The organism is Halorubrum trueperi, assembly GCF_042662525.1.
GTDB classification, from domain to species: domain Archaea; phylum Halobacteriota; class Halobacteria; order Halobacteriales; family Haloferacaceae; genus Halorubrum; species Halorubrum trueperi.
On the sequence record NZ_JBHSXI010000001.1, the window covers coordinates 122,000 to 143,368 of the forward strand.

Here is a 21,369-nt window from a genome sequence, read left to right on the forward strand (position 1 = left end):
CGCTCGTCCGACCAAGGCCCACCGATCGACGCTCGTCCGACCAAGGCCCACCGATCGACGCTCGTCCGACCAAGGCCCACCGATCGACGCTCGTCCGACCAAGGCCCACCGATCGACGCCCCTCTGGCCGACCCGATCGATTAAAGTTCGCTTGTGGTAACCAACCGCTAGTGGTGATATTTGACGCCGCGGCCGACGGGCGGAACCGAGCGGGACGAGCCCCCGGTCGCTCCGGGCGACGAGGGTTCGGTCGCTCCGGGAGACGTGACGGGGGTGTCGCGTGTCCGGCGTGACCCTCGCCGTCGTCGCGGGGACGACCGAGACGGCCGCGATCGACGGGATCAGCGCCGCGGGAGCCGATCCGGAGCTGCGGGCGCACACGCCGAACGCCGATCTCGAGATCGTCGCCGACGGCCGCCCGGCTTCTGGGTCGCCGGTTCCGGTCAGCCCCGCGGGCTGCCCGACGCCGGCGGTCGTCACGCGAGCGGTAAGAGAGTTGGTTGGCTTCGAGTTCGTCGGGATCGACGCCGGGCTCGCGGTCCCCGCCGAGATCCCGACCCGCGGCGCAAACGTCGCGCCCGGCGGCGACGTTCGAGACCCGGAACCGGTGCCGGACGCGGCGGCCGCCTTCGATCGGACGCGCTCCATCGCGGGCGAGATAGTCGGAGCGCAGGGCGGATCGGACGGGAACCCCCCCGGTGACGACGGCCCGGACGACCTGCTCGTCGCCGAGACGATCCCCGGCGGCACGACGACCGCGCTCGGCGTCCTGACCGCGCTCGGCGAGCGCCCGATCGTCTCCTCGTCGCTGGCGGCGAACCCCCTCGCGACCAAGCGGGAGGTCGTCGACGAGGGGCTGGCCGCGAGCGGACTCGGCCCCGGAGACGCCGCGGGCGACCCCGTCGAGGCGGTCCGGCTGATGGGCGACCCGGTGCTCGCCGCGGCGGCCGGGCTCGTCGCCGGCGCAGTCGAGCGGGGGATCGACGTGACCCTCGCGGGGGGGACCCAGCTGGCCGCGGTGGCGGCGCTCGCGCGGCACGCGGGGATCGAGCGACGGCTCCCGCTCGCGACGACGTCGTTCGTCGCCGACGATCCGACCGCGGACGTGGCGGCGCTCGCGGACGACCTCGACCTGTCGCTCACCGCGACTGACCCCGGGTTCGGGGCGAGCGACCACCCGGCGATGGCGGCGTACGCCCGCGGCGAGGCGAAGGAGGGAGTCGGCATGGGCGGCGCGCTGGCGCTCGCCGAGCGAGCTCGCGCACCCCGCGCCGACGTGCGTAAGCGGGTCGCCGCACTCACCGACCGACTGCTGGCCGAGCGGGAGGCGGCGTCGCCCGCGGAAGCGACGGGCCCGAGCGACGGAGGCGGTTCCCGGTGAAGGGACTCGTCCTCGGCGGGGTCAGCTCGGGCGTCGGCAAGACCGTCGCGGCGCTCGCGGCGATCCGCGCGCTGGAGACCGCCGGACTCGCGGTCCAGCCCGCGAAGGCGGGTCCGGACTTCATCGACCCGAGCCACCACGAGCGCGTGGCGGGGCGACCCTCGCGGACCCTCGACCTGTGGCTTCAGGGCGAAGCGGGCCTCCGCCGGAACTACGCCCGCGGCGAGGGCGACGTCTGCGTCGTCGAGGGCGTCATGGGACTGTACGACGGCGACGAATCGAGCACCGCCGCGGTCGCGGAGGCGCTCGATCTCCCGGTCGTGCTCGTCGTCGACGCGAGCGCGGGCATGGAGAGCGTGGCCGCGACCGCGCTCGGATTCGCGGCGTACGCCGAGCGCATCGGTCGCGACCTCGACGTCGCGGGCGTCGTCGCCCAGCGCGCGCACGGCGGCCGACACGAGCGGGGGATCCGCGACGCGCTCCCCGACGGATTGACCTACTTCGGCCGGATCCCCCCGGACGACGCGCTCGCGGTCCCCGACCGTCACCTCGGGCTACACATGGGCGAGGAGTCGCCGATCGACGACGACGCGCTCGACGCGGCCGCCGAGGAACTCCGGACCGACCGACTGGTCGAGGTCGCTCGGGAGCCGGCGGGTGTGACGAAATCAGGGGAGGGGGTCGAGGCGACAGAGACGACCCCGACGACCGACGGCGAGGCGACCGCCGGCGACCGACCCCGGGTCGCGGTCGCCCGCGACGACGCCTTTCGGTTCGTCTACCCGGCGACGGTCGAGCGCCTGCGCGAGCGGGCGACCGTCGAGACGTTCGCGCCGACCGCGGGCGACCCGCTACCCGACTGCGACGGGGTGTACCTCCCCGGCGGCTACCCGGAGTTGCACGCCGAGGCGCTGGCCGGGAGCGCGACGCTCGACGACGTCGCGGCGGCGGCCGCGGACGGGATCCCGATCCTCGGCGAGTGCGGCGGGTTGATGGCGCTCTCCGAGTCGCTGACGACCGTCGACGGCGACACGCACGAGATGGCCGGAGTGCTCCCCGCCGACGTGGAGATGCGCGACCGCTACCAGGCGCTCGACCACGTCGAACTGCGTGCGACCCGGGACGCGCCGACCGTCTCGGCCGGGAGCGTCCTGCGGGGCCACGAGTTCCACTACTCCGCGGCCGACGCGGCGAGCGACGCCCGGTTCGCCTTCGACGTGGAGCGCGGGACCGGGATCGACGCGGGGAGAGACGGGCTGATCGAACACCGAACGCTCGGAACGTACTGTCACGTCCACCCGGAGAGCGGGGCGTTCGACGCGTTCTGCGACCGGCTGTGACCGTGACGCTCCTCGTGTACTCCCCCGCGTTTGCGCCTTTCGCCGCGCTGGCGGTCGCGATCGCGCTCGACCTCGCGCTCGCGGAGCCGCCGAGCCGAGTTCACCCGGTCGCCATGTTCGGCTCGGTCGTCGAGCCGTTCGACCGGCCGTGGACGAGACCCCGGCTCGTCGGCGTGGCGGTCGCCATATTCCTGCCGGCGGGAGCCGCCGCGCTCGCCGGGGGCGTCGTCGCGGTCGCGGTCATCGCCGCCGCGGTCCTCGCCGCCGCGGTAGTCGACGTCGCGGTCCTCGCCGGGGCGCAGCCGGGGAATACGTCCCCCTTCGGTGCCCTCGTCGCCGGCGCGCTCCTCTTTTCGGTCGTGAGCCTCCGGTTGCTGCTCGACGTCACCGCCGTGGTCGTCGGCCTGACGGAGGCGGACCCGGCGACGGCGCGCGAGTCGGTCCGAACGCTGGTCGGGCGGGACACGACGGCACTCTCGCCGGGCGACCTCCGAAGCGCCGCGGTGGAGAGCGCTGCCGAGAACCTCGCTGACGGGTTCGTCGCGCCCCTCGGCGGGTTCGCCGTCGGATCGACGCTGGGCCTGGCGTTCCCCCTCGCTGTCGATTCGGCGGCCGCTCCGGCGATCGACCCGGCGTTCGCCCCCGCAATCGGCGTCGCCGGCGCGGTCTGGGTGAAGGCCGTGAACACGCTCGACTCGATGCTCGGCTACCGGTCGAAGCCGGTCGGGTGGGCGAGCGCGCGGCTCGACGACGCCGTCATGTACCTCCCCGCCCGCGCGACCGCGGTCTGTCTGGCGGTCGCCGTGGGGTCGATCGAAATCCTCCGCCGGGCCGCCTCGTGGGCCGGAGAGTCCGCGTCGCCGAACTCCGGGTGGCCGATGGCGACCGTCGCGGCCGCGCTCGACGTGCGACTGGAAAAACCCGGTCACTACGTCCTCAACCCGGACGCGAGTCCGCCGAGCGTCACCGATGCGGAGCGGGCGGTCAGGCTCGTCGGCGTCGCCGGCGGCGTCGCGGTCGCGGGGACCGCGGGATGGTTACTCGCTGTGGGGACGTTGCTCTCGGCGGGATGGCCGCTGCCCCCCGCGGAGGTGGTCGGATGGCCCTGACCGCGCTTCGGGGCGCGATCGGGTTCCTCACGCGGATCCCGGTCGGGCGTAGCGACGCGGCGTGGGAGGCGTTCGCGCGGTCGCCGTGGACGTTCCCGGTCGTCGGGTACGTCGTCGGCGGGATCGTCGCGCTTCCGTTCCTGCTCTCCGGACTCGCGCCGGTTTCAATTCCCGCGCCGACGATCGCGCTGGCGTTCGTGCTCGTCGTCTACGCTGCGACCGGGATCGCACACCTCGACGGCGTGGCTGACCTCGGCGACGCGGCGGTGGTCCACGGGGACCGCGAGGAGCGCCGGCGGGTGATGAAAGACTCCGCGCTCGGCGTCGGCGGAACCGTCGCGCTCGCGCTGGTCGTGCTCGGGCTGGCGACCGCCGCGCTCGGGCTGGCCGAGATCTCGACCGCGCAGAACGGTGCTTCGAGCGCGCGAAGCGGCGTCTCGACAGCGATCGGGATCGTCGTCGCCGCGGAGGTCGGCGCGAAGGCAGCGACGGCGACGCTCGTCTGCGTCGGCGACGCGGCCCACGAGGGGCTCGGCTCGTCGCTGACTCGGGGATCGGCGGGCCGGTCGTCGGCCCCGATCCTCGCGCTCGCCGCGCCGGCCGCGCTGCTCGCGTGGCCGCGGGTCTTGTCGGGTCTCGCGGCCCTACTCGCCGCGCTGGCGACGGCGGCCCTGATCCGGGGATGGGCGGTCCGGCGTCTCGGCGGCGTCTCCGGAGACGTGCTGGGCGCGACGAACGAGATCGCGCGGGTCGCCGCGCTGCACGCGGGGGTGATCGCGTGGACGCTCTCCTGATGTGCGGCGGGCGAGGGACGCGGCTCGGTGGCGACGCGGAGAAACCGCTCACTCCGATTGCGGGGCGTCCGATGGTCGACCGCGTGCTCGGCGCGCTCGACCGGAGCCGGGTCGAGACGACGGTCGCCGTCGTCTCCCCGCATACGAACGAGACGCGCGAGCACCTCGCCGAGATCACCGGGAGCGCCGGGAGCGCGGCGCACCGATCCGGTCTCCGGCTGATCGACGCGCCCGGCGACGGCTACGTCGCCGACCTGCGGTACGCGCTGACCGAAGTCGACGCCGTCGATCCGCCGGTTCTGACCGTCGCCGCCGACCTCCCGCTGCTCGACGGCGAGGCGGTCGACGCCGTCCTCGACGCGGCCAGCGCGGCGAACTCGGATTCGCTCACGGTCTGCGTTCCGGCGGAGCAGAAGCGCGCGCTCGGCGTCAGCGCCGACGCGTCGACCGAAATCGACGGCCGGAAGGTCGTCCCCGCCGGGGTCAACGTCGTCGGGGGCGGGAGCGTTCGTTCCGGCGACAGCCGCGACGAACCCGATGAACGCGACGCCGACGACGGCACCGGTCGCGACGGCGGCGAAGTCTACCGCACCGACGACGTCCGATACGCCGTCAACGTCAACTACCCGTCGGACGTGCGGATCGCCGAGCGACTCCTCGCGGAGGAGATCGCTTCCGGTCCGGACGACGCGGCCGCTCCGAACGACGACGACGCGGAGGCCCCGGACGGCAACGCGGACACCACTCGCTCCGACCCATGAACTTCGACCACGCAATCGATCTCGACCGCGAGCCGCACGGGAGCAGCGACGACCCCGGCCTGCTGGACTTCTCGGCGAACACGAACCCCGAGGTTCCCGAGGGCGTCGAGGACGTCTACCGCGAGGCGTTCGCCGAGTCGCGGACGTATCCGGCGGAGCCGCCCGCTGCGTTCCGCGAGGCCGCCGCCGAGTACGTCGACTGCGACCCGGACGCGGTGGTGCCGACCCCCGGCGGACTCGCCGCGATCAGGGCGACGATCGCGCTCGCGGTCGGGCCGGGCGACTCCGCGCTCGTCCCTGCGCCGAGCTTCGGCGAGTACCCCCGCGAGGTCCGGCTGCAGGGGGGCGAGCCCTCGTTCGTCCCGGACGAGTCGGTCCTCGAAGCCGACCCGAGCGACCACGCGCTCGCGGTCGTCTGCGCCCCGAACAACCCGACCGGAGCCGACTACGACCGAGGGGCGCTGGAGCGGTTCGCGGTCCGGTGCCGCTCGGCCGACACGCCCCTGCTCGTCGACGAGGCGTTCCGCGGGTTCACCGACCGCCCGTCGATCGCGGGGGCCGAGGGCGTCGTCGTCGCCCGGTCGCTGACGAAGCTGTTCGGACTCCCGGGGATCCGGGCGGGCTTCGCGGTCGCGACCGGCGAATTCGGCGCGGCGCTCCGACGGGCGCGTCGGCCGTGGAACGTGAGCGCCCCGGCGCTTTCGACCGGCGCGTACTGCATGCGACGGGAGGAGTTTATAAGGGCGACCCGCGATCGCGTTCGTTCGGAGCGGTCCCGGATGCGCGAGGCCCTCGCCGAGCGCTACGAAGTCACCCCCTCCGAAGCGCCGTTCCTTCTCCTCGACGTGGGGGAGAGCGGACGCTCCGTCGCGCGGATCGTGGCCGACGCCCGCGACCGCGGGATAGCCATTCGGGATGCGACCACCTTCCGCGGACTCGACTCGCACGTCCGCGTCGCGGTGCGCCGGCCCGCCGAGAACGACCGTCTGTTGGCGGCGCTCGGCGTCGAGGACGCATCGACTGACGCCACGGGGGACGACGATGTTTGAGGCGACCGTGCGCGACGGCGTCCTCCGCCTCCGACGCCCGGGGACACGCTGGCTCTCGACCGGCTGGGCCGGCGGGCGATCTCGGGGGGACGCGGCGTACAACGTTTCGGTTCCGGAGGGATTCGACCGGACCGATCTCGGCGCGTACCGCGACGAGCGGCTGGCGCGGGCGGGGTTTAAAAGCGAGGGCGACGCGGGACGAGACGGCGACACGCCGACCCTGTTCACCGGCGTCGCGATGGAACACGCCAGAGGCGCGCGGTTCGGGCCGGTCGCGGCGTACGCGACCGTCGGGCTCTCGAATCCGGCGATGCTCCCGATGTATCCGACGGATGCGGCCGGAGAACCGGAGACCGCGAGCGACGGACTCGCCTCCGCGGCCGCGGAGGGCGAACCGAGCCCTCCCGGAACGGTCAACCTGATCGTCGGGACGACCCGGCGACTCGCGGACGGTGCCGCGCCGAACCTCGTCGCCGTCGCGGCCGAGGCGAAGGCGACGACGCTGCTCGCAATCGCCGGCGTTCCGGGGACGACCAGCGACGCGATAGTGGTCGCCGACAATCCGGAGGGGGAGCCCGCCGCGTTCTCGGGGAGCGCGACCCCGGTCGGCGCGGCGGCGCGCGTCTGCGTCCGTGACGCGGTGCGCGCGAGCCTGCGATCGCGGTATCCGGACGGCGACGTGCCCGGACCGGCCGTCGACGCCGAACACGGCGTCGTCGCCGACGACCGGGCGGAGGTTTTCGAACTATGACACACCATGACACCACAGACACCGACGGCGACGTAGACGGATCGACCGACAGCGACCCTCACGCCCGAACTCCGGGCGGTGGCGCGTCCCCCGAACCGAAGCCCATCGAGGCGGCCGCACCAGAGGAGTTCGGACTCGTGCAGGCCTGGTGGGGCGACGGGAAGGGGAAGACCACAGCGGCGATGGGGATGGGGTTCCGTGCGGCCGGCCACGGCCACCGCGTCCACATGCTCCAGTTCATGAAGGGCGGTGCCGACAGCGTCGACGGGGTGCGCGGCGAGTACAACGCGATCGCGGCGATACCGGGATTCTCCTACGAGAACGCCGGCCACTACGGCTGGCACGGCCTGCTCGACGGGTCGGACAACGACGAGCACGCGGCGAAGGCCGAAGCCGCCTTCGAGCGCGCCGAGGAACTCGTCGCGGCCGCCGCCGACGCGGACCTCGACGCTCCCCTGCCGCTCGATGGCGACCCCGACGACGGCGTCCACATGCTGATCCTCGACGAGATCCTCTACGCCGCCGACCGCGGGCTCGTGGACCCCGACGACGTCGTCGAGCTCGCGGAGTCGAAGCCGGACGGCCTCGAACTCGTCCTCACCGGAAGCCACGCGGAGCCCGAGTACCTCGACGGCGTCGCCGACCTGATCACGAACGTCCGGAAGGTGGCGCACCCCTTCGACGCCGGCCACCGGGCCCGGCGGGGGACGGAGTACTGACGTGACTTCCGGATTCAGAGCAACATGACCGACCTCGACGCCGACACCGTCCTGATCGCCGGCACCGCGAGCCACGCCGGAAAGAGCACGCTCGCGGCCGGTCTCTGTCGTCTGCTCTCCCAGCGGGGCGTCTCGGTCGCCCCGTTCAAGGCGCAGAACATGAGCAACAACGCGCGCGTCGCGCTCACCCCGGACGGGGAGTGGGGCGAGATCGGGGTCTCCCAGCACGTGCAGGCCCGAGCCGCGGGCGTTCCGGCGACGACCGACACGAATCCCGTGCTGCTCAAGCCGCGCGGAGACGGCGAGAGCCAACTGGTGATCGACGGCGAGGCCGTCGAGAACGTCGCGGCCGGCGAGTACTACGCGTCGCGCTGGGACGACGCGCGGGCGGCCGCAATCGCCGCGCACCGCCGACTAGCGGCCGATCACGACGTGATCGTCGCCGAGGGCGCGGGGAGCATCGCCGAGATAAACCTCCACGACCGCGACCTCGCGAACGTGGAGTGCGCGCGGTTCGCCGACGCGCGGGTACTGATCGCCGTCGACATCGAACGCGGCGGAGCCTTCGCGAGCCTCTACGGGACGCTCGAACTGCTCCCCGAAGACCTCCGAGAGCGGGTCGTAGGAGCGGTCATCACGAAGTTCCGCGGCGACGCGTCGCTTCTTGCGCCCGGCATCGACGAGATCGAGGATCGTACGGGAGTCCCGATCGTCGGCGTCGTCCCGTACGACGATCCCGGGCTCCCCGCGGAGGACAGCCTCTCGCTGTCGACGGCTGACGGATCGGGCTCGTCCATCCTCGGCGACGACGACGGCGTCCCGGAGAGCGAGGCGGTACGAATCGCCGTTCCGAAACTGCCCCACATCTCGAACTTCACCGACCTTGAGCCCCTGGCGCGCGTACCGGGCGTCAGGGTCGCGTACGTCCCTCTCGACGTCTCGCTTGACGCCTCGCTCGACGCCAGCTTAGACGACGCCGACGCGGTCGCGCTTCCGGGGTCGAAAAACACCGTCGACGACCTGCTCGCGCTGCGCGATTCCGGATTCGACGAAGAGATCCGCCGGTTCGACGGCCCGATCGTCGGGCTCTGCGGGGGGTACCAGATGCTCGGCGAGCGGCTCACCGGGGCGGACGTCGAGGGAACGGGGTCGGCGTCGACCGTCGAGGGGCTTGGCGTGCTCCCGGTCGAGACGCGGTTTTCGCCCGACAAGCGCGTCAAGCGAGTGACGAAGACCGTCCACGGCGTCGGCCTCGTCGCCGGCGCGAGCGGAACCGCGACCGGCTACGAGATACACATGGGTCGGACGTCAGCGGTTCGGTCGTCCGAGTCGATTGCTCGACCGCTGGGGCCCGAGAGCGCGGCGACGGAGCGGGTTCTCGGGACGTACCTCCACGGACTCTTCGAGAACGAGAACGTTCGGAATGCCTTCGTGAAGGCGGTCTTCGCCGCCGCGGGGAGGTCGCGGTCGGCGGCTATGGACGCGGCTCGTGAGGAGGTACCGACGCCGTCGAATGCGTCGGGGGAGGAGACGGACTCCGCCGACCAGTCCTCGGACGACGGGTCTCCGGGCGGCCGATCTCCGTACGACCGCGCCGCCGACCTCGTCGCGGACAACGTCGACTTCGCGGCCGCCGAGCTCGACGACCTCGTCTGAACGCACAGCCGGCTCGGGGAATCTCGACCGACGCCCCGCCGAAATCCGCGGTCCGTCGGACGGCGCTGCGAGAACGGTGCGCACCGAGAACAGCCGACGGTGGCGAGGACCTCCGGTCACGCAACCCCTAAGGGCGGAGCGAGCGGAGAATTTGTATGAAGATCGCGATACTCGGCGGTACTGGAGACATCGGGCAGGGACTCGCCCTCCGGCTCGCTGCCGACACGGCCCACGAGATCACCGTCGGCTCGCGCGACGCGGAGAAGGCCGAGACGAAAGCCGAGGAGTACACCACCGAACTGGAGAGCCGCGGGCTCGACGCCGCGGTCGCCGGAGCCGAGAACGAGGACGCGGCCGCCGCGGCTCGGATCGTCGTCCTCGCGGTGCCGCCGTACCACGTCGGCGACACGGTCGAGGCCGTCGCCGACGCGCTGGTGGCCGGCGACGTCCTCGTCTCCCCGGCGACCGGGATGAAGCGCGACGAGGAGGGATTTCACTATCATCGGCCCGGAGCCGGCTCGGTGACGAAGATCGCCGCGAACGCCGCGCCCGAGGGCGTCGACGTCGTCGGCGCGTTCCACAACCTCGCGGCCGCGCGTCTCGCGAACCTCGACGCCGAACTGGGAATCGACACGCTCGTGATCGGGGACGACGAGGACGCCAAGACGACGGTGATCGACGTCGCCGAGGGGATCGAGGGACTGCGCGCGCTCGACGTCGGCGGAATCGCCAACGCCCCGGAGATAGAGGGCCTCACGCCGCTCCTGATCAACGTCGCGTCGAACAACGAGGGGCTCCACGACCTCGGGATCGAGTTCACGTGAGGGAGCCCGCGACCGCCGTTCCGTTAGGCCTTTGCGCGACCGGGTCCTCCGGGAGATAGATGGAGTACCTGGAGCGCCGGGTCGCGCTGGTCGAGGAGCGGCTCGAAGCCGTCATCGACGAGGTCGAACCCGACGAGCTCTCCGAGGAGGTCGGCCACGTCGTCCTCGCCGGCGGCAAGCGGGTCAGACCCGCGGTGACGATCCTCGCCTGCGAGGCGTTCGACGGGGACCCCGACGACGCCGTCGACTTCGCGGCCGGGATCGAGTTCGTCCACAACGCGTCGCTGGTGATCGACGACATCATCGACCGCTCCGAGGTTCGCCGAGGGACCCCCTCCGCGTGGGCCGAGTTCGGCTACGGTCCGGCGATCGTCGCCAGCGACGGATTGCTCGGCGAGGCGTTCGCGCTGTTCTCCGGGGAGCCGCGCGCGATGCGGACCGTCGCCGAGGCCATGGTGGAGCTCGGCGAGGGCGAGGCGACCGAACTGGCCGCCAGGCCGGCCACCGAGGGCGAGTACATGGAGCTCGCTCGGCGGAAGACCGGCGCGTTGTTCCGGGCGGCCGCCGAACTGGGCGCGGTCGCCGGCGGTGCCGACCCGCACGCGATCGACTCGTTCGGCGAGTACGCCGAGCGCGTCGGCGTCGCCTTCCAGATGCGCGACGACGTGCTCGACGCGACCGCCGACGCCGCCGACCTCGGCAAGCCGACGGGCCAAGACGCCGAGATGGACCGCCCCTCGGTCCTGCAAGTCACCTCACTCACCCCCGAGGAGATAGACGAGCGGGCCCGCGAGGAGTCCGAGCTCGCGCTGGCCGCACTCGACGACGCCGACCCACCGGAGACGGAGGCGATAGAGTACCTCCGAGACCTCGCCGAGTTCGTCGTCGTGCGGGAGCGATAGTTGACGGCAGCCGAGCCACCGATTTTCCCGACCGAACGGATTTGTGAGCAGACGCGAGCGACGGCGATGATGCCGGCAACGATCACTTATAAATGAACGGAGCGGAGGCGCGCCTCCGAGCGCTCGCTTAAAAGCGAGCGCGAGGAGCCCGCGAGGGAGTCGGTCGCCCGGAGCAACGCGGAGGGCGGCCGACGAGGCTGGGGAGGCGTGAGGCTGCGGTGCTGTGCGGTCGGGTGGGACTTTGCAAGTGTTCACCACCGATCCGTCAGCAACCAGTTATAAACGACCGGCTGGGGCGTTGGAGGTGTTCACCGCACCAACAACGATATATAAATAACTGCCAGCACCCCACGCTTTCGTTTATAAACATCCACTCCAACCGCGTACAACACTCACTCAAGTTCTCGATCACACGCAGTTCGTCAGTGAACGGCCGCTTCAGTCGAGAGAACCCGATCGAAACGGATGTGATCCCGTCACACAGCTGGTGTGAACTTATAAACAACATCCGCAAAACTGACACAGCTCTTATAAATCAGCCAAAATCCACCGCGCCACCCGCACTGAACCCACCGCGCCACCCGCACTGAACCCACCGCGCCACCCGCACTGAACCCACCGCGCCACCCGCACTGAACCCACCGCGCCGACCGCTACTGCTCCGAACCCGCGTCGTTGGTGCGGGCATTCTCCTCAATCGGCTCGCTCTCCCAGTACGTGTGGTCCTCGTCGGCCCGGAAACACGCCGCCTGACGCCGATCGCCGACCGCGTACGCCGGCGGCGTCGACTCCCGACAGGCCGCGCGGGCCTCCGGACACCGAGTGTGGAACCGACAGCCGGCGGGTGGGTTGCGCGGCGACGGCACGTCGCCGCGGAGCGTCGAGAAGTCGCCGTCGCGCTCCTCCGTGGTCACGCGCGGAACGCTCGACAACAGCGCCTCCGTGTACGGGTGCTTCGGGTCCGCGAAGATCTCCTCGACAGGGCCGATCTCGACGATCTCGCCGAGGTACATCACCGCGACGCGATCGCAGATGTGCCGGACGACGCTGAGGTTGTGCGCGATAAAGAGGTAGGTGAGCCCGAACTCGGCCTGGAGATCGTCGAGCAGGTTGAGGATCTGCGCTTGCACGCTCACGTCGAGCGCCGAGACCGGCTCGTCGAGCACGACGAACTCGGGGTCGAGCGCGAGCGCCCGAGCGATCCCGATCCGCTGGCGCTGCCCGCCAGAGAACTCGTGGGGGTACCGGTCGATCTGGTCGGCCGACAGCCCCACGCGTTCGAGCAGGTCCCCGGCTCGCTCGCGGCGCTCGGCCCGGTCGGCGATCCCGTGGATTCGTAATCCCTCCGTGATGATGTCGCCGGCGGTCATCCGCGGATCGAGACTGGAAAACGGATCCTGAAAGACGATCTGCGCGCGCTTTCGGAACTGGGTCAGTTCGTCGTCGTCCATCGCGAGGAGGTCGTCCCCGTCGAAGGTGATCCACCCCTCGGTGGCCTCGCGGAGGCGGAGGACGGTCTCGCCGGTGGTCGACTTGCCGCACCCGGACTCGCCGACGAGCCCGAGCGTCTCGCCCTCGGCGACCTCGAAGGAGACGCCGTCGACGGCCTTCACGCTCTCCGTCTCCTGTCCGAGCACCCGATCGAGGATGGACTGCTCGTCGGCGTAGTATTTCTTGAGCCCCTCGACGGAGACGAGCGGCTCGCCGCCCGTCTCGGTGCCGGGGGTGGAGCCGGCGTCCGCGCCGACATCGGCGACGGCGTCGGCATCGGCGCGGGTGCCAGCGTCGGTGCCGGCGTTAGCATCGGTTCCGGAGTCAGCGTCACTCATTCAGACTCACCACCGAAGTGATCGTCCGCGAGCGCTTCGCTCGGATCGTACGGTCGCTCCGCGAGGACGCACTTCGCGCCGTGTTCGGCGTCGGCGTCCACGACCGTCTCGTCGGGCTTCTCCAGACACGACTCCATCGCCTTCGGACACCGGTCCGCGAAGTAACACCGGTCGTCCATCTCCGAATCGAGCAGTCCGGGGACGTTCCCCTCGATCGGCTGGAGCCGCGGTTTCGGGTCCTCCAAGTCCGGGATCGACCCCAACAGGCCCTCCGTGTACGGGTGGACCGGGTCGTCGAACACGGCGTCGAGGGTACCGCGCTCGACGATCTCGCCGGCGTACATGACGCAGACCCGGTCGCACATCTCCGCGATGACGCCGAGGTCGTGGGTGATGAGGACGATGCTCATCCCCCGCGCCGCTTGGACCTCCCGCAGGAGGTTGAGGATCTGCGCCTGGATGGTTACGTCGAGGGCCGTCGTCGGCTCGTCGGCGATCAGCACGTCGGGCTCGCCGGCCAGCGCCTGGGCGATCATGGCGCGCTGAAGCATCCCGCCGGAGAACTGACCGGGGTACTCGTCGACGCGGTCCGCTGGGTCCGGGATCCCGACCTGTTCGAGCAGCTCGACCGCCCGCTCCATGCTCTCTTCGCTGGTGTAATCGCGGCCGGGAACGATCCCGTCGAGGAGGTACTGTCCCAGTCCGTACCCCTGCGTCCGCGACCGCGTCGACCGCGGGTTCGCGGTCGCGCGGCGCTGGACTTCGACTGCCTCGGCGATCTGCTCGCCGACCGTGATCGAGGGGTTGAAGCTGCTCATCGGGTCCTGGAAGATGGTGCTGAACGACGGCCCACGAAGCGACCGCCGAACTCGCGGCGGAACCGTTCGGAGATCCACGTGGTCGCCGTCGACGGCGACCACGTCATTTGTCCGGAACTCCTCGGCGAGATCCGGGCTCCGGTACCAGACCTCGCCGCCGGTGATCCGTCCCGGTGACTCGATCAGATCGATGAGCGACAGCGCGGTCACCGACTTCCCCGAGCCCGACTCGCCGACGATCCCGAGTATCTCGTTCTCTCGAAGGTCGAACGAGACCGATTCGACGGCGTTGATCTGTCCCTCTTCGGTGAAAAACCGGGTCGAGAGGTCCGAGACGGAGAGGACGTCGTCGGTTCTCGGCGACGTCTCCGTCCGGACGCGTCCGCTCATGCGGCACCCCCTTCACCCTCGATACCGGGATCGAGGGAGTCCCGGAGCCAGTCGCCGAGCAGGTTGATGCCGATGACGGAGAACATGATCGCGAGGCCGGGAAGCGACGCGATCCACCACTGTCCCGAGGAGACGTAGTCGCGCCCTTGCGCGATGTCGAAGCCCCACGAAAGCGTCGTCCCGGAGAAGCCGAGGAACGACAGCGAGCTCTCCAGGAGGATGATCGCCGCCACCTGCACCGTCCCGAGGACGATGATGGGCGTGATCGCGTTCGGGAGGACGTGGGTCCAGATTATCTCGTTGTCGTCGGCTCCGAGGGCTCGCGAGGCCTTGACGTACTCCTGCCCCCGTAAGGAGAGCGCCTCGCCGCGGGCGACGCGGGCGAACCACACCCAGTTGACGAGCCCGACGACGATCACCACAGTTATCGGTAACACGAAGCTCTCGGGCATCTCAGGGGCCAGCCCGGCGGCGACGAAGGGGTCGGGGATGTCCACCGCCGCGCGTCCCCAGAGCCCGATGAGCGCGACCGCCAACACGAGCGACGGGAACGCGAGGCTGATGTCGGCGACGCGCATCAGCACGTCGTCGACCGTCCCGCGGTGATACCCGGCCAACAGGCCGACCGGCACGCCGATGATCGCCGCCAACATCGTCCCGAGCACGCCGACGGCCAGCGACGTTCGAGCGCCGTAGACGATACGCGAGAGCATGTCCCTCCCGAGGCTGTCGGTCCCGAGCACGTAGTCCGAGTCCGGCGTTATCTCGACGGTCTCCGTAACCGATCGGATCTCTCCGTCGACCATCTGCGAGGTGGTCCGTTCGGTCGTCTCGGTGAAGCCGAGCGGCGGCAGCTGGCTCTGGTCGAGCCGCTGTTCCGTCGGATCGTGCGGGGCGACGAACGGCGCGAACGTGGCGATCAGCAGGATGCTGACCACCAGGACCAGTCCGATCTTCGCGAGCGCGCTGTTTCTGAACTCCGTTTTGAGATTTCGAATAACACGTTCGGAAACCATTACTCATTCACCACTTGTGGGTCGAGGTAGGCGTAGACGGTGTCGACGAGGACGTTCACGAGAACGAAGCTCGTGCCGATGACGATGAGACTTCCCTGTAGCACCGGCCAGTCGCGGCGGTTGATGCTTTCGATGACGAGGGTTCCGAGTCCGGGCCACGAGAAGACGGCCTCGGTGATCACCGCGCCGCCGATCAGGGTCCCGAGCTGGAGGCCGAGCACCGTGATCACGGGGATGAGGGTGTTCCGGAGCGCATGCTTGTACCGGATCAGCGTCCGCGGAAGGCCCTTCGCTCGGGCGGCCTGTACGTATCCCTTGCTGAGCTCGTCGAGCATCCCCGAGCGAGTCAACCGCGTGATCAGCGCCATGAAGTACGTCCCCAGCGCGATGGCGGGGAGAGTGAGGTACGCGAGCCACGCGAGCAGCGTGCCGACGATCGGTTCCGGGCCGATCACCGACAGCGCGACGTCGCCGGCGTCGACGCCGCGGCCGCTCGTGTTGAACACGTTGAACTCGACGGCGAAGATCAGGATGAGCATGATGCCGAGCCAGAAGTTCGGCGTGCTGATTCCCCCGAGCGAGAACAGCGTCGCGCCGTAGTCTATGGGCTCGTTCCGGCGGGTCGCGCTGAGCACGCCGAGGGGAATAGACAGGACGATGGCGACGATACTCGCGGCGAGCGCCAGCTCCACCGTCGCCGGCAAACGACCGAACACGAGTCCGAAGACTTCCTGGCCGCGAATGTACGAATACCCCATATCGCCGCGCAACAGATCGAAGAGATACTGCCCGTACTGGATGTACAACGGCTGGTCCAAGCCGAGTTCGGCGGCGATCGCCTGCCGCGTCTCCGGACTCGCGTCGAGGGGAGCGACCGCGTTTATCGGGCTCCCGGGCGTGACGAACCGGAGCGCGAACACGACGGTAACGACCCCCCAGACGACGCCGAGACCCTGGAGGCTCCTTTTGAGTACGAATCTACCGAATGACATTAATAACTGATGTGAGACGCTCGGTTCGCGTTACTGTCTCGTGGCCGTGTCGGGATCGATGAACTCGTCGCTCCGCGGCTCCCACGAGATGGCGTTCGACACGCCGTAAACGCTGAACTGCTGGTGGAGGAACACCCACGGCGCGAGGTCGTGGGCGAGCTGGTTCGCCTCCTGGAGAATCTCGACCCGTTCGTCGGAGTCTTCGGTGTTCTCCGCGTCGGAGAGCAGTCCGTCGAGCTCCTCGTTCTCGAGGACGGTCAGCGCACCGTCGGAGGAGAGCAGGGGCGTGAGCGTCTGGCTGCCGTCGAACTCGGCGTTCCCCCAGCCGAGAAGGTTGAAGTGCGGACGATCCTCGATGTCCGGGGCGGTCACGTCCTGCACGAGCGAGGAGAATTCCCGCTGTTCGAGCTCACAGGAGACGTTCGACAGCGAATCGATCTGATTCGCCGCCGCCTGTGCGATCTCCACGTCGCCGAGGTAGCGCCCGATAGGCGTTTCCAGGGTGATCTCCGCGCCGGCGAATCCGGACTCCTCGACGAGGCGTTCGGCCTCGTCGGGGTCGTACGGATACGGATCGATGTCCGGGTTGTAGCCGACGTGTCCGTCGAGCGTCGGCTGGCCGGTGATCGTCCCGAACCCGTTCAGGACGTTCTCGATGATGCTCTCGACGTCGACGGCGTGGTTGAGCCCCTGCCGGAACTGCTGGCTCGAGAACGGCTCGACGTCATACCGCATCTGGAGGAAGATGATCCGCGCGCTCGCGACGGAGCTGATCCCGGCGACATCGGAGTCCTCGACGCGGGAGACCTCCTGTGGCGGCACGTTCGTCACGATGTCAGTCTCCTCCGCGAGCAGTCGATTCACCCGCGTGCTCGACTCGCTGGAGGCCCCCATCGTGAGCTGATCGACGTCGACGTCGCCGCCCCAGTAGTCGTCGTTCGGCTCGTAGACGACCTGGTTTCCGGAGTCGTATTCGGTGACGACGAACGGGCCGGTCCCGTTGGTGTTCTGGTTGATGTAGTCGCCGTCGTTCTCCTCGACCCACGACTGCTGCATGATCTCGCCGTTCGTCGCGAACAGCTGGAACGCGATCGGGTTGTACCCCTCGAAGTCGACGGTCACCTCCCCGTCGCCCGCGATGACCTCGTCGATGACGCCGAGGTCGTTCGCCTGCGGGCTGACGATACCGACGTCCTCGAAGACGATCCGGCGGATGCTGTAGGCCACGTCCTCGGCGGTCAGCGCGTCGCCGTTGTGGAACGAGACGTCGTCGCGGAGCGTGAACAGCACGTTGCCGTCGTCGGTGCGTTCCCAGTCTGTGGCGAGGCCCTCGATGATGCCACCCTCCTTGTCGCGGTCCATCAGTCCTTCGTACACCTGACCGACGATGATCTCCGTGTTCGTCTCCGCGTGGTCCTGCGGATCGAGCCCGGAGTCCATCTGCCCCATGGTGACGCCGATCTCGAATGGATCGTCGCCGCCGTCGCCGCCGTCGCTTCCATCGCCGCCGTCGCTGCCGTCGCTTCCATCGTCGCCGTCGCCGCCGTCGCCGCCGTTCCCGGAACAGCCGGCGAGGCCGACCGCGGCCGCGGTTCCGGCGTACGTGAGCATCGTCCGCCTGTTGACATGATTGCCGTTATCAGGACTCATAGGCTAGACCAAACGAGGGAGCGTTATGAACTTAACGACGTAGACGGGCGTCTCGGCCGCCACACCACCTGATCTTCTGTCACGATGACTGACCAGCTATCACGATGACTGAACAGCTATTTACGAGACGGGCGGCTTCCCCAGTCCATGCGACGAGTCGATCCGGGCGAGCGCTGGGGTGACGTGGTCGCCGATAGCGACGCGACGGCGACCGAGTATCGTGATCGGGAGTGGACCGCGATCGCCGTCCATCCGGGCGACGTGAATCCGGTCCCCGACGCGGCGCGGATCGACGTGCTGTTACCCGGTCCGGAGTTCAACGAGGCGAACGAGGTCGTCGGAGACGCCGCGATCGACGCCGTTCGAGTGTACGCCGCCGCGATCGACGGCGTCGAATACCGACTCGTCGTCGCGGAGGACGGAAACGGGGAGATCGCCGTCTGTGTCCCGACGTACCTCGGAACTGCCGAGTTCGACACGCTCCGCACCGCTGCCGATACGGAAGGGACGCTCGCGCTTCGACTCCGACCCCTCGACGACCGGGATGTCGTCGAGATCGAGGTAACCGATCCCGACGTCTTCTTCGACGCGACGACGAGTGCTTGAGGGGACGACCGGTTCCGATCGGCGGCGTACTGCGGCGCATTTCCGGCGGCGCTCGGCGCGTTCCGCGGCCTGTTGCCCCAATCCGGAGGAGACCGTGTGAACCACGTACATGGTTATTTCATCGCGGAAGGCACTTCGACATATTCATGCTTGTGCGATCACGATCATCGGCATGAACCGAGCAGAGAAGGCGGCCCTCCAGCTGCAGGCTGTCGCCGTGTTGCGGATGTTAAAGGAGACGCGAACGTACGAAGAGTTGTCGGACGTGACCGATCTCCCGGCCGGCGACCTGAACCGGTACGTCAACGGGCACGTGCTACCCGGTGCCAATCGCGCGAGCGAGGTCGTCGAGGCGGTCGGCCGCGACGCGCTCGCCGACGAGCTGATCGCCCGCGTCGAGTTCGACGACGAGGGGTACGTCGACAACTCCGGCGTCGTGTTCGACCAGTCGTTCCTCGATCTCGTCGCGCCCGTCGCCGCGGAGACGTTCGAGTTCGAATCGCCAGACGTTGTCCTCACCGCCGCCACCGACGGGATCACACTCGGCGCGGCGATGGCCTCGTTTTTCGACGCGCGGCTCGCGTACGCCAAGAAATCAAAGGAGACGGCCGTCGAGGAGTTCATCGAATCGCGCCAGCGGCTCGCCTCCGGGATCGAACTGACCTACTACCTTCCCGCCAGCGCGATCGACGCCGGTGACACCGTCCTCGTCGTCGACGACCTCATCCGCTCGGGCGAAACCCAAGAGCTCCTCCTGGACATCGCCTTACAGGCCGACGCGAACGTCACCGGCGTGTTCACGCTCATCTCGGTCGGTGACGAGGGGATGGAGCGCGCGCGGGAGATCACGGACGCGCCGGTCGGCACGCTGACGACGTTCGAGTAACCCGGGTACGCACGTTCTCGCACGTTCCGTTTCGTATCGGCTGTTAATCCGGATTATTTGTTTACACACGTGTACTCTAGACCGAAAACTTCAGAAACACTTATAACCCGATCCGTAGGAATTCGTACCTGTTCAATGGGGCTTACAGACACGCTGTCGACGCGATTCGACGTGGAGGAGCACGGTTCCGACGTCCGTACGGAACTGATCGCGGGGCTCACGACGTTCCTCGCGATGTCGTACATCATCGTCGTGAACCCGTTCATCTTGGCCGACGCGATCGAGATCTCCGGGTACGAGTACATGCAGGTGGTCCAGATGATCGCGATCGCGACGATCATCGCATCGGCGATCGCGACGCTCGTGATGGCCGTCTACGCCAACCGACCGTTCGCGCTGGCTCCGGGAATGGGACTGAACGTCTTCTTCGCGGTGTCGGTGGTCGACATCCTCGGGGTCCGGTGGGAGACCGCGCTCGCCGCGGTGTTCGTCGAGGGCGTGATATTCATGATCCTGACGGCCGTCGGGGCGCGCCGGTACATCATCGAGCTGTTCCCGGAGCCGGTCAAGTACGCGGTCGGGGCCGGTATCGGCGCGTTCCTACTGTTCATCGGGCTGCAGGAGATGCGTGTGATCGTCGACGAGCCCGAGACGCTCGTTCAGCTCGGGGCGATCGCCTCCGACCCCTGGTCGATCCTCGGCGTCGTCGGGGTCGCGGTGACGCTGCTGTTGTGGGCCCGCGGCGTAACCGCCTCGATAATCGTCGGTATCCTCGCCACCGCGATCACCGGATGGGCGCTCACGCTCGGCGGGGTATTCGAGCGCGGAACGGTCACTCCCGAGACACTTCCCGCCGCGCAGTACGACATCACGCCGCTCGCGGGCGCGTTCGTGGACGGGCTGTCCGGTATCGATCCCGTGACGTTCACGTTCATCGTGTTCACGTTCTTCTTCGTCGACTTCTTCGACACCGCCGGCACGCTCATCGGCGTCGGGCAGTACGGCGACTTCCTCGACGAGGACGGGGACCTCCCCGAGGCCGAAAAGCCCCTGATGGCGGACGCGATCGGGACGACCGTCGGCGCGATGCTCGGCACCTCGACGGTGACGACGTTCATCGAGTCGTCCACGGGCGTCGAGGAGGGTGGCCGGACCGGCCTCACCGCTCTCGTCGTCGCCGTCCTGTTCCTCGCGTCGCTCATCGCGGTCCCCCTCGTGGCCGCGATCCCCGCGTACGCCTCGTTCATCGCGGTCGTCGTGGTCGGCGTGATGATGTTCCAGGGCGTCACGGATATCGACTGGTCGCACCCGGCGTGGACCATCTCCGCGGCGCTGACGATCACGATCATGCCGTTCGCGTACTCGATCGCCGACGGCCTCGCCGCCGGGATCGTCGCCTTCCCGCTGGTGAAAGCCGCCATGGGTGAGGGCTCCGACGTGCGCCTCGGCCAGTGGGTGCTCGCGGTCGTGCTGGTCGCGTACTACGCCCTCCAGACGGGCGGCGTCATCCTCTAGGCGGGCGTCGCAGGCGCTCGCCGCTCACCCGCGAATCGTCGCGTTCGACCGAGCGCGCCGCGCGCACCGACCACCGTACTTCTTTACGCGTCTGTGTCCTATGTGATCGTGATGACGAACCTGACGCTCTACGAACTGGAGGGCTGTCCGTACTGCGCGAAGGTGAAGACCAAGCTCGCGGACCTCGGCTTAGAGTACGACTCCGTGATGGTCCCGCGCTCGCACGGCGAGCGCACCGAGGTCGAGGCGGTCAGCGGCCAGACCGGCGTGCCGGTCCTCGTCGACGAGGAGCACGGGATCGAGGGCATGCCCGAGAGCGACGACATCGTCGAGTACCTCGACGAGACGTACGGCGACGCGAACTGACCCGGCCTCGAGACG

At 69.3% G+C, this 21,369-nt stretch carries 20 protein-coding genes; 15 read left to right on the top strand and 5 right to left on the bottom strand.

Going from position 1 to position 21,369, the window contains the following annotated elements:
* Window positions 1-280 precede the first annotated feature (280 nt).
* The 11 genes from ACFQEY_RS00620 (at window position 281) to ACFQEY_RS00670 (ending at window position 11,286) form a co-directional block, all read left to right on the top strand.
* Entirely contained in the window at window positions 281-1,381 is a 1,101-nt protein-coding gene (locus ACFQEY_RS00620) for a nicotinate-nucleotide--dimethylbenzimidazole phosphoribosyltransferase (RefSeq protein WP_379763742.1), read from the top strand.
* On the top strand, window positions 1,378-2,721 hold the full coding sequence (locus tag ACFQEY_RS00625; protein ID WP_379763744.1) for a cobyrinic acid a,c-diamide synthase: 1,344 nt from the start codon (window positions 1,378-1,380) through the stop codon (window positions 2,719-2,721). The genes ACFQEY_RS00620 and ACFQEY_RS00625 overlap by 4 nt, the downstream gene beginning before the upstream one ends.
* The gene (locus ACFQEY_RS00630; RefSeq protein WP_379763746.1) at window positions 2,718-3,830 is read left to right on the top strand and encodes a CobD/CbiB family cobalamin biosynthesis protein; all 1,113 of its coding nucleotides are present in this window, start codon (window positions 2,718-2,720) and stop codon (window positions 3,828-3,830) included. Before ACFQEY_RS00625 ends, ACFQEY_RS00630 begins: the two co-directional genes overlap by 4 nt.
* The gene (cobS, locus tag ACFQEY_RS00635; RefSeq protein ID WP_379763748.1) at window positions 3,821-4,624 is read left to right on the top strand and encodes an adenosylcobinamide-GDP ribazoletransferase; all 804 of its coding nucleotides are present in this window, start codon (window positions 3,821-3,823) and stop codon (window positions 4,622-4,624) included. The genes ACFQEY_RS00630 and cobS overlap by 10 nt, the downstream gene beginning before the upstream one ends.
* A complete protein-coding gene (locus ACFQEY_RS00640; RefSeq protein ID WP_379765067.1) occupies window positions 4,624-5,385 on the top strand; it encodes an NTP transferase domain-containing protein in 762 nt (253 codons plus the stop codon). The genes cobS and ACFQEY_RS00640 overlap by 1 nt, the downstream gene beginning before the upstream one ends.
* Window positions 5,382-6,434 (top strand): pyridoxal phosphate-dependent aminotransferase, encoded by a 1,053-nt coding sequence (locus ACFQEY_RS00645; RefSeq protein ID WP_379763750.1) that lies wholly within the window; start codon window positions 5,382-5,384, stop codon window positions 6,432-6,434. Before ACFQEY_RS00640 ends, ACFQEY_RS00645 begins: the two co-directional genes overlap by 4 nt.
* Window positions 6,427-7,185: an adenosylcobinamide amidohydrolase gene (locus ACFQEY_RS00650; RefSeq protein ID WP_379763751.1), complete on the top strand. Its 759-nt coding sequence runs from the start codon at window positions 6,427-6,429 to the stop codon at window positions 7,183-7,185. Before ACFQEY_RS00645 ends, ACFQEY_RS00650 begins: the two co-directional genes overlap by 8 nt.
* Window positions 7,182-7,904, top strand: coding sequence for a cob(I)yrinic acid a,c-diamide adenosyltransferase (locus tag ACFQEY_RS00655; protein ID WP_379763753.1), 723 nt, complete (start codon window positions 7,182-7,184; stop codon window positions 7,902-7,904). The genes ACFQEY_RS00650 and ACFQEY_RS00655 overlap by 4 nt, the downstream gene beginning before the upstream one ends.
* 24 nt (window positions 7,905-7,928) lie before the next feature.
* The gene (locus ACFQEY_RS00660; protein ID WP_379763755.1) at window positions 7,929-9,560 is read left to right on the top strand and encodes a cobyric acid synthase; all 1,632 of its coding nucleotides are present in this window, start codon (window positions 7,929-7,931) and stop codon (window positions 9,558-9,560) included.
* A 155-nt stretch (window positions 9,561-9,715) separates the two neighbouring features.
* Complete coding sequence (gene npdG, locus ACFQEY_RS00665) at window positions 9,716-10,384, top strand: NADPH-dependent F420 reductase (protein WP_379763758.1); 669 nt, start codon at window positions 9,716-9,718, stop codon at window positions 10,382-10,384.
* Window positions 10,385-10,443: 59 nt separating this feature from the next.
* On the top strand, window positions 10,444-11,286 hold the full coding sequence (locus ACFQEY_RS00670; protein WP_379763760.1) for a polyprenyl synthetase family protein: 843 nt from the start codon (window positions 10,444-10,446) through the stop codon (window positions 11,284-11,286).
* 653 nt (window positions 11,287-11,939) lie between these two features.
* Here ACFQEY_RS00670 and ACFQEY_RS00675 read toward each other — a convergent pair.
* From ACFQEY_RS00675 to ACFQEY_RS00695, 5 genes are all read right to left on the bottom strand, one after another.
* A complete protein-coding gene (locus ACFQEY_RS00675) occupies window positions 11,940-12,935 on the bottom strand; it encodes an ABC transporter ATP-binding protein (protein ID WP_379765069.1) in 996 nt (331 codons plus the stop codon).
* Window positions 12,936-13,111: 176 nt separating this feature from the next.
* Complete coding sequence (locus ACFQEY_RS00680; protein WP_379763762.1) at window positions 13,112-14,323, bottom strand: ABC transporter ATP-binding protein; 1,212 nt, start codon at window positions 14,321-14,323, stop codon at window positions 13,112-13,114.
* A complete protein-coding gene (locus ACFQEY_RS00685) occupies window positions 14,320-15,339 on the bottom strand; it encodes an ABC transporter permease (RefSeq protein WP_379763764.1) in 1,020 nt (339 codons plus the stop codon). The genes ACFQEY_RS00680 and ACFQEY_RS00685 overlap by 4 nt, the downstream gene beginning before the upstream one ends.
* Window positions 15,339-16,331 (bottom strand): ABC transporter permease, encoded by a 993-nt coding sequence (locus ACFQEY_RS00690; protein ID WP_379763766.1) that lies wholly within the window; start codon window positions 16,329-16,331, stop codon window positions 15,339-15,341. Before ACFQEY_RS00690 ends, ACFQEY_RS00685 begins: the two co-directional genes overlap by 1 nt.
* 30 nt (window positions 16,332-16,361) lie before the next feature.
* Window positions 16,362-17,981 (bottom strand): ABC transporter substrate-binding protein, encoded by a 1,620-nt coding sequence (locus ACFQEY_RS00695; RefSeq protein ID WP_379763768.1) that lies wholly within the window; start codon window positions 17,979-17,981, stop codon window positions 16,362-16,364.
* 147 nt (window positions 17,982-18,128) lie between these two features.
* Here ACFQEY_RS00695 and ACFQEY_RS00700 point away from each other — a divergent pair, with 147 nt between their 5' ends.
* From ACFQEY_RS00700 to ACFQEY_RS00715, 4 genes are all read left to right on the top strand, one after another.
* Entirely contained in the window at window positions 18,129-18,587 is a 459-nt protein-coding gene (locus ACFQEY_RS00700; protein ID WP_379763771.1) for a DUF7529 family protein, read from the top strand.
* 172 nt (window positions 18,588-18,759) lie between these two features.
* Window positions 18,760-19,473 (top strand): phosphoribosyltransferase family protein, encoded by a 714-nt coding sequence (locus ACFQEY_RS00705; RefSeq protein WP_379763773.1) that lies wholly within the window; start codon window positions 18,760-18,762, stop codon window positions 19,471-19,473.
* Between the two features lie 135 nt (window positions 19,474-19,608).
* Entirely contained in the window at window positions 19,609-20,988 is a 1,380-nt protein-coding gene (locus ACFQEY_RS00710; protein WP_379763777.1) for an NCS2 family permease, read from the top strand.
* Window positions 20,989-21,099: 111 nt separating this feature from the next.
* Window positions 21,100-21,354, top strand: coding sequence for a glutaredoxin family protein (locus ACFQEY_RS00715; RefSeq protein WP_379763780.1), 255 nt, complete (start codon window positions 21,100-21,102; stop codon window positions 21,352-21,354).
* Window positions 21,355-21,369 lie beyond the last annotated feature (15 nt).

Excerpts from the sequence above, each read along its gene's own strand:
- ACFQEY_RS00710 (WP_379763777.1), top strand. The coding sequence starts at position 19,609 with ATGGGGCTTACAGACACGCTGTCGACGCGATTCGACGTGGAGGAGCAC.
- ACFQEY_RS00690 (WP_379763766.1), bottom strand. The coding sequence starts at position 16,331 with ATGTCATTCGGTAGATTCGTACTCAAAAGGAGCCTCCAGGGTCTCGGC.
- ACFQEY_RS00715 (WP_379763780.1), top strand. The coding sequence starts at position 21,100 with ATGACGAACCTGACGCTCTACGAACTGGAGGGCTGTCCGTACTGCGCG.
- npdG (WP_379763758.1), top strand. The coding sequence starts at position 9,716 with ATGAAGATCGCGATACTCGGCGGTACTGGAGACATCGGGCAGGGACTC.
- ACFQEY_RS00680 (WP_379763762.1), bottom strand. The coding sequence starts at position 14,323 with ATGAGCGGACGCGTCCGGACGGAGACGTCGCCGAGAACCGACGACGTC.
- ACFQEY_RS00705 (WP_379763773.1), top strand. The coding sequence starts at position 18,760 with ATGAACCGAGCAGAGAAGGCGGCCCTCCAGCTGCAGGCTGTCGCCGTG.
- ACFQEY_RS00640 (WP_379765067.1), top strand. The coding sequence starts at position 4,624 with ATGTGCGGCGGGCGAGGGACGCGGCTCGGTGGCGACGCGGAGAAACCG.
- ACFQEY_RS00645 (WP_379763750.1), top strand. The coding sequence starts at position 5,382 with ATGAACTTCGACCACGCAATCGATCTCGACCGCGAGCCGCACGGGAGC.
- ACFQEY_RS00685 (WP_379763764.1), bottom strand. The coding sequence starts at position 15,339 with ATGGTTTCCGAACGTGTTATTCGAAATCTCAAAACGGAGTTCAGAAAC.
- ACFQEY_RS00655 (WP_379763753.1), top strand. The coding sequence starts at position 7,182 with ATGACACACCATGACACCACAGACACCGACGGCGACGTAGACGGATCG.
- ACFQEY_RS00650 (WP_379763751.1), top strand. The coding sequence starts at position 6,427 with ATGTTTGAGGCGACCGTGCGCGACGGCGTCCTCCGCCTCCGACGCCCG.
- ACFQEY_RS00700 (WP_379763771.1), top strand. The coding sequence starts at position 18,129 with ATGCGACGAGTCGATCCGGGCGAGCGCTGGGGTGACGTGGTCGCCGAT.
- cobS (WP_379763748.1), top strand. The coding sequence starts at position 3,821 with ATGGCCCTGACCGCGCTTCGGGGCGCGATCGGGTTCCTCACGCGGATC.
- ACFQEY_RS00670 (WP_379763760.1), top strand. The coding sequence starts at position 10,444 with ATGGAGTACCTGGAGCGCCGGGTCGCGCTGGTCGAGGAGCGGCTCGAA.
- ACFQEY_RS00695 (WP_379763768.1), bottom strand. The coding sequence starts at position 17,981 with ATGAGTCCTGATAACGGCAATCATGTCAACAGGCGGACGATGCTCACG.
- ACFQEY_RS00660 (WP_379763755.1), top strand. The coding sequence starts at position 7,929 with ATGACCGACCTCGACGCCGACACCGTCCTGATCGCCGGCACCGCGAGC.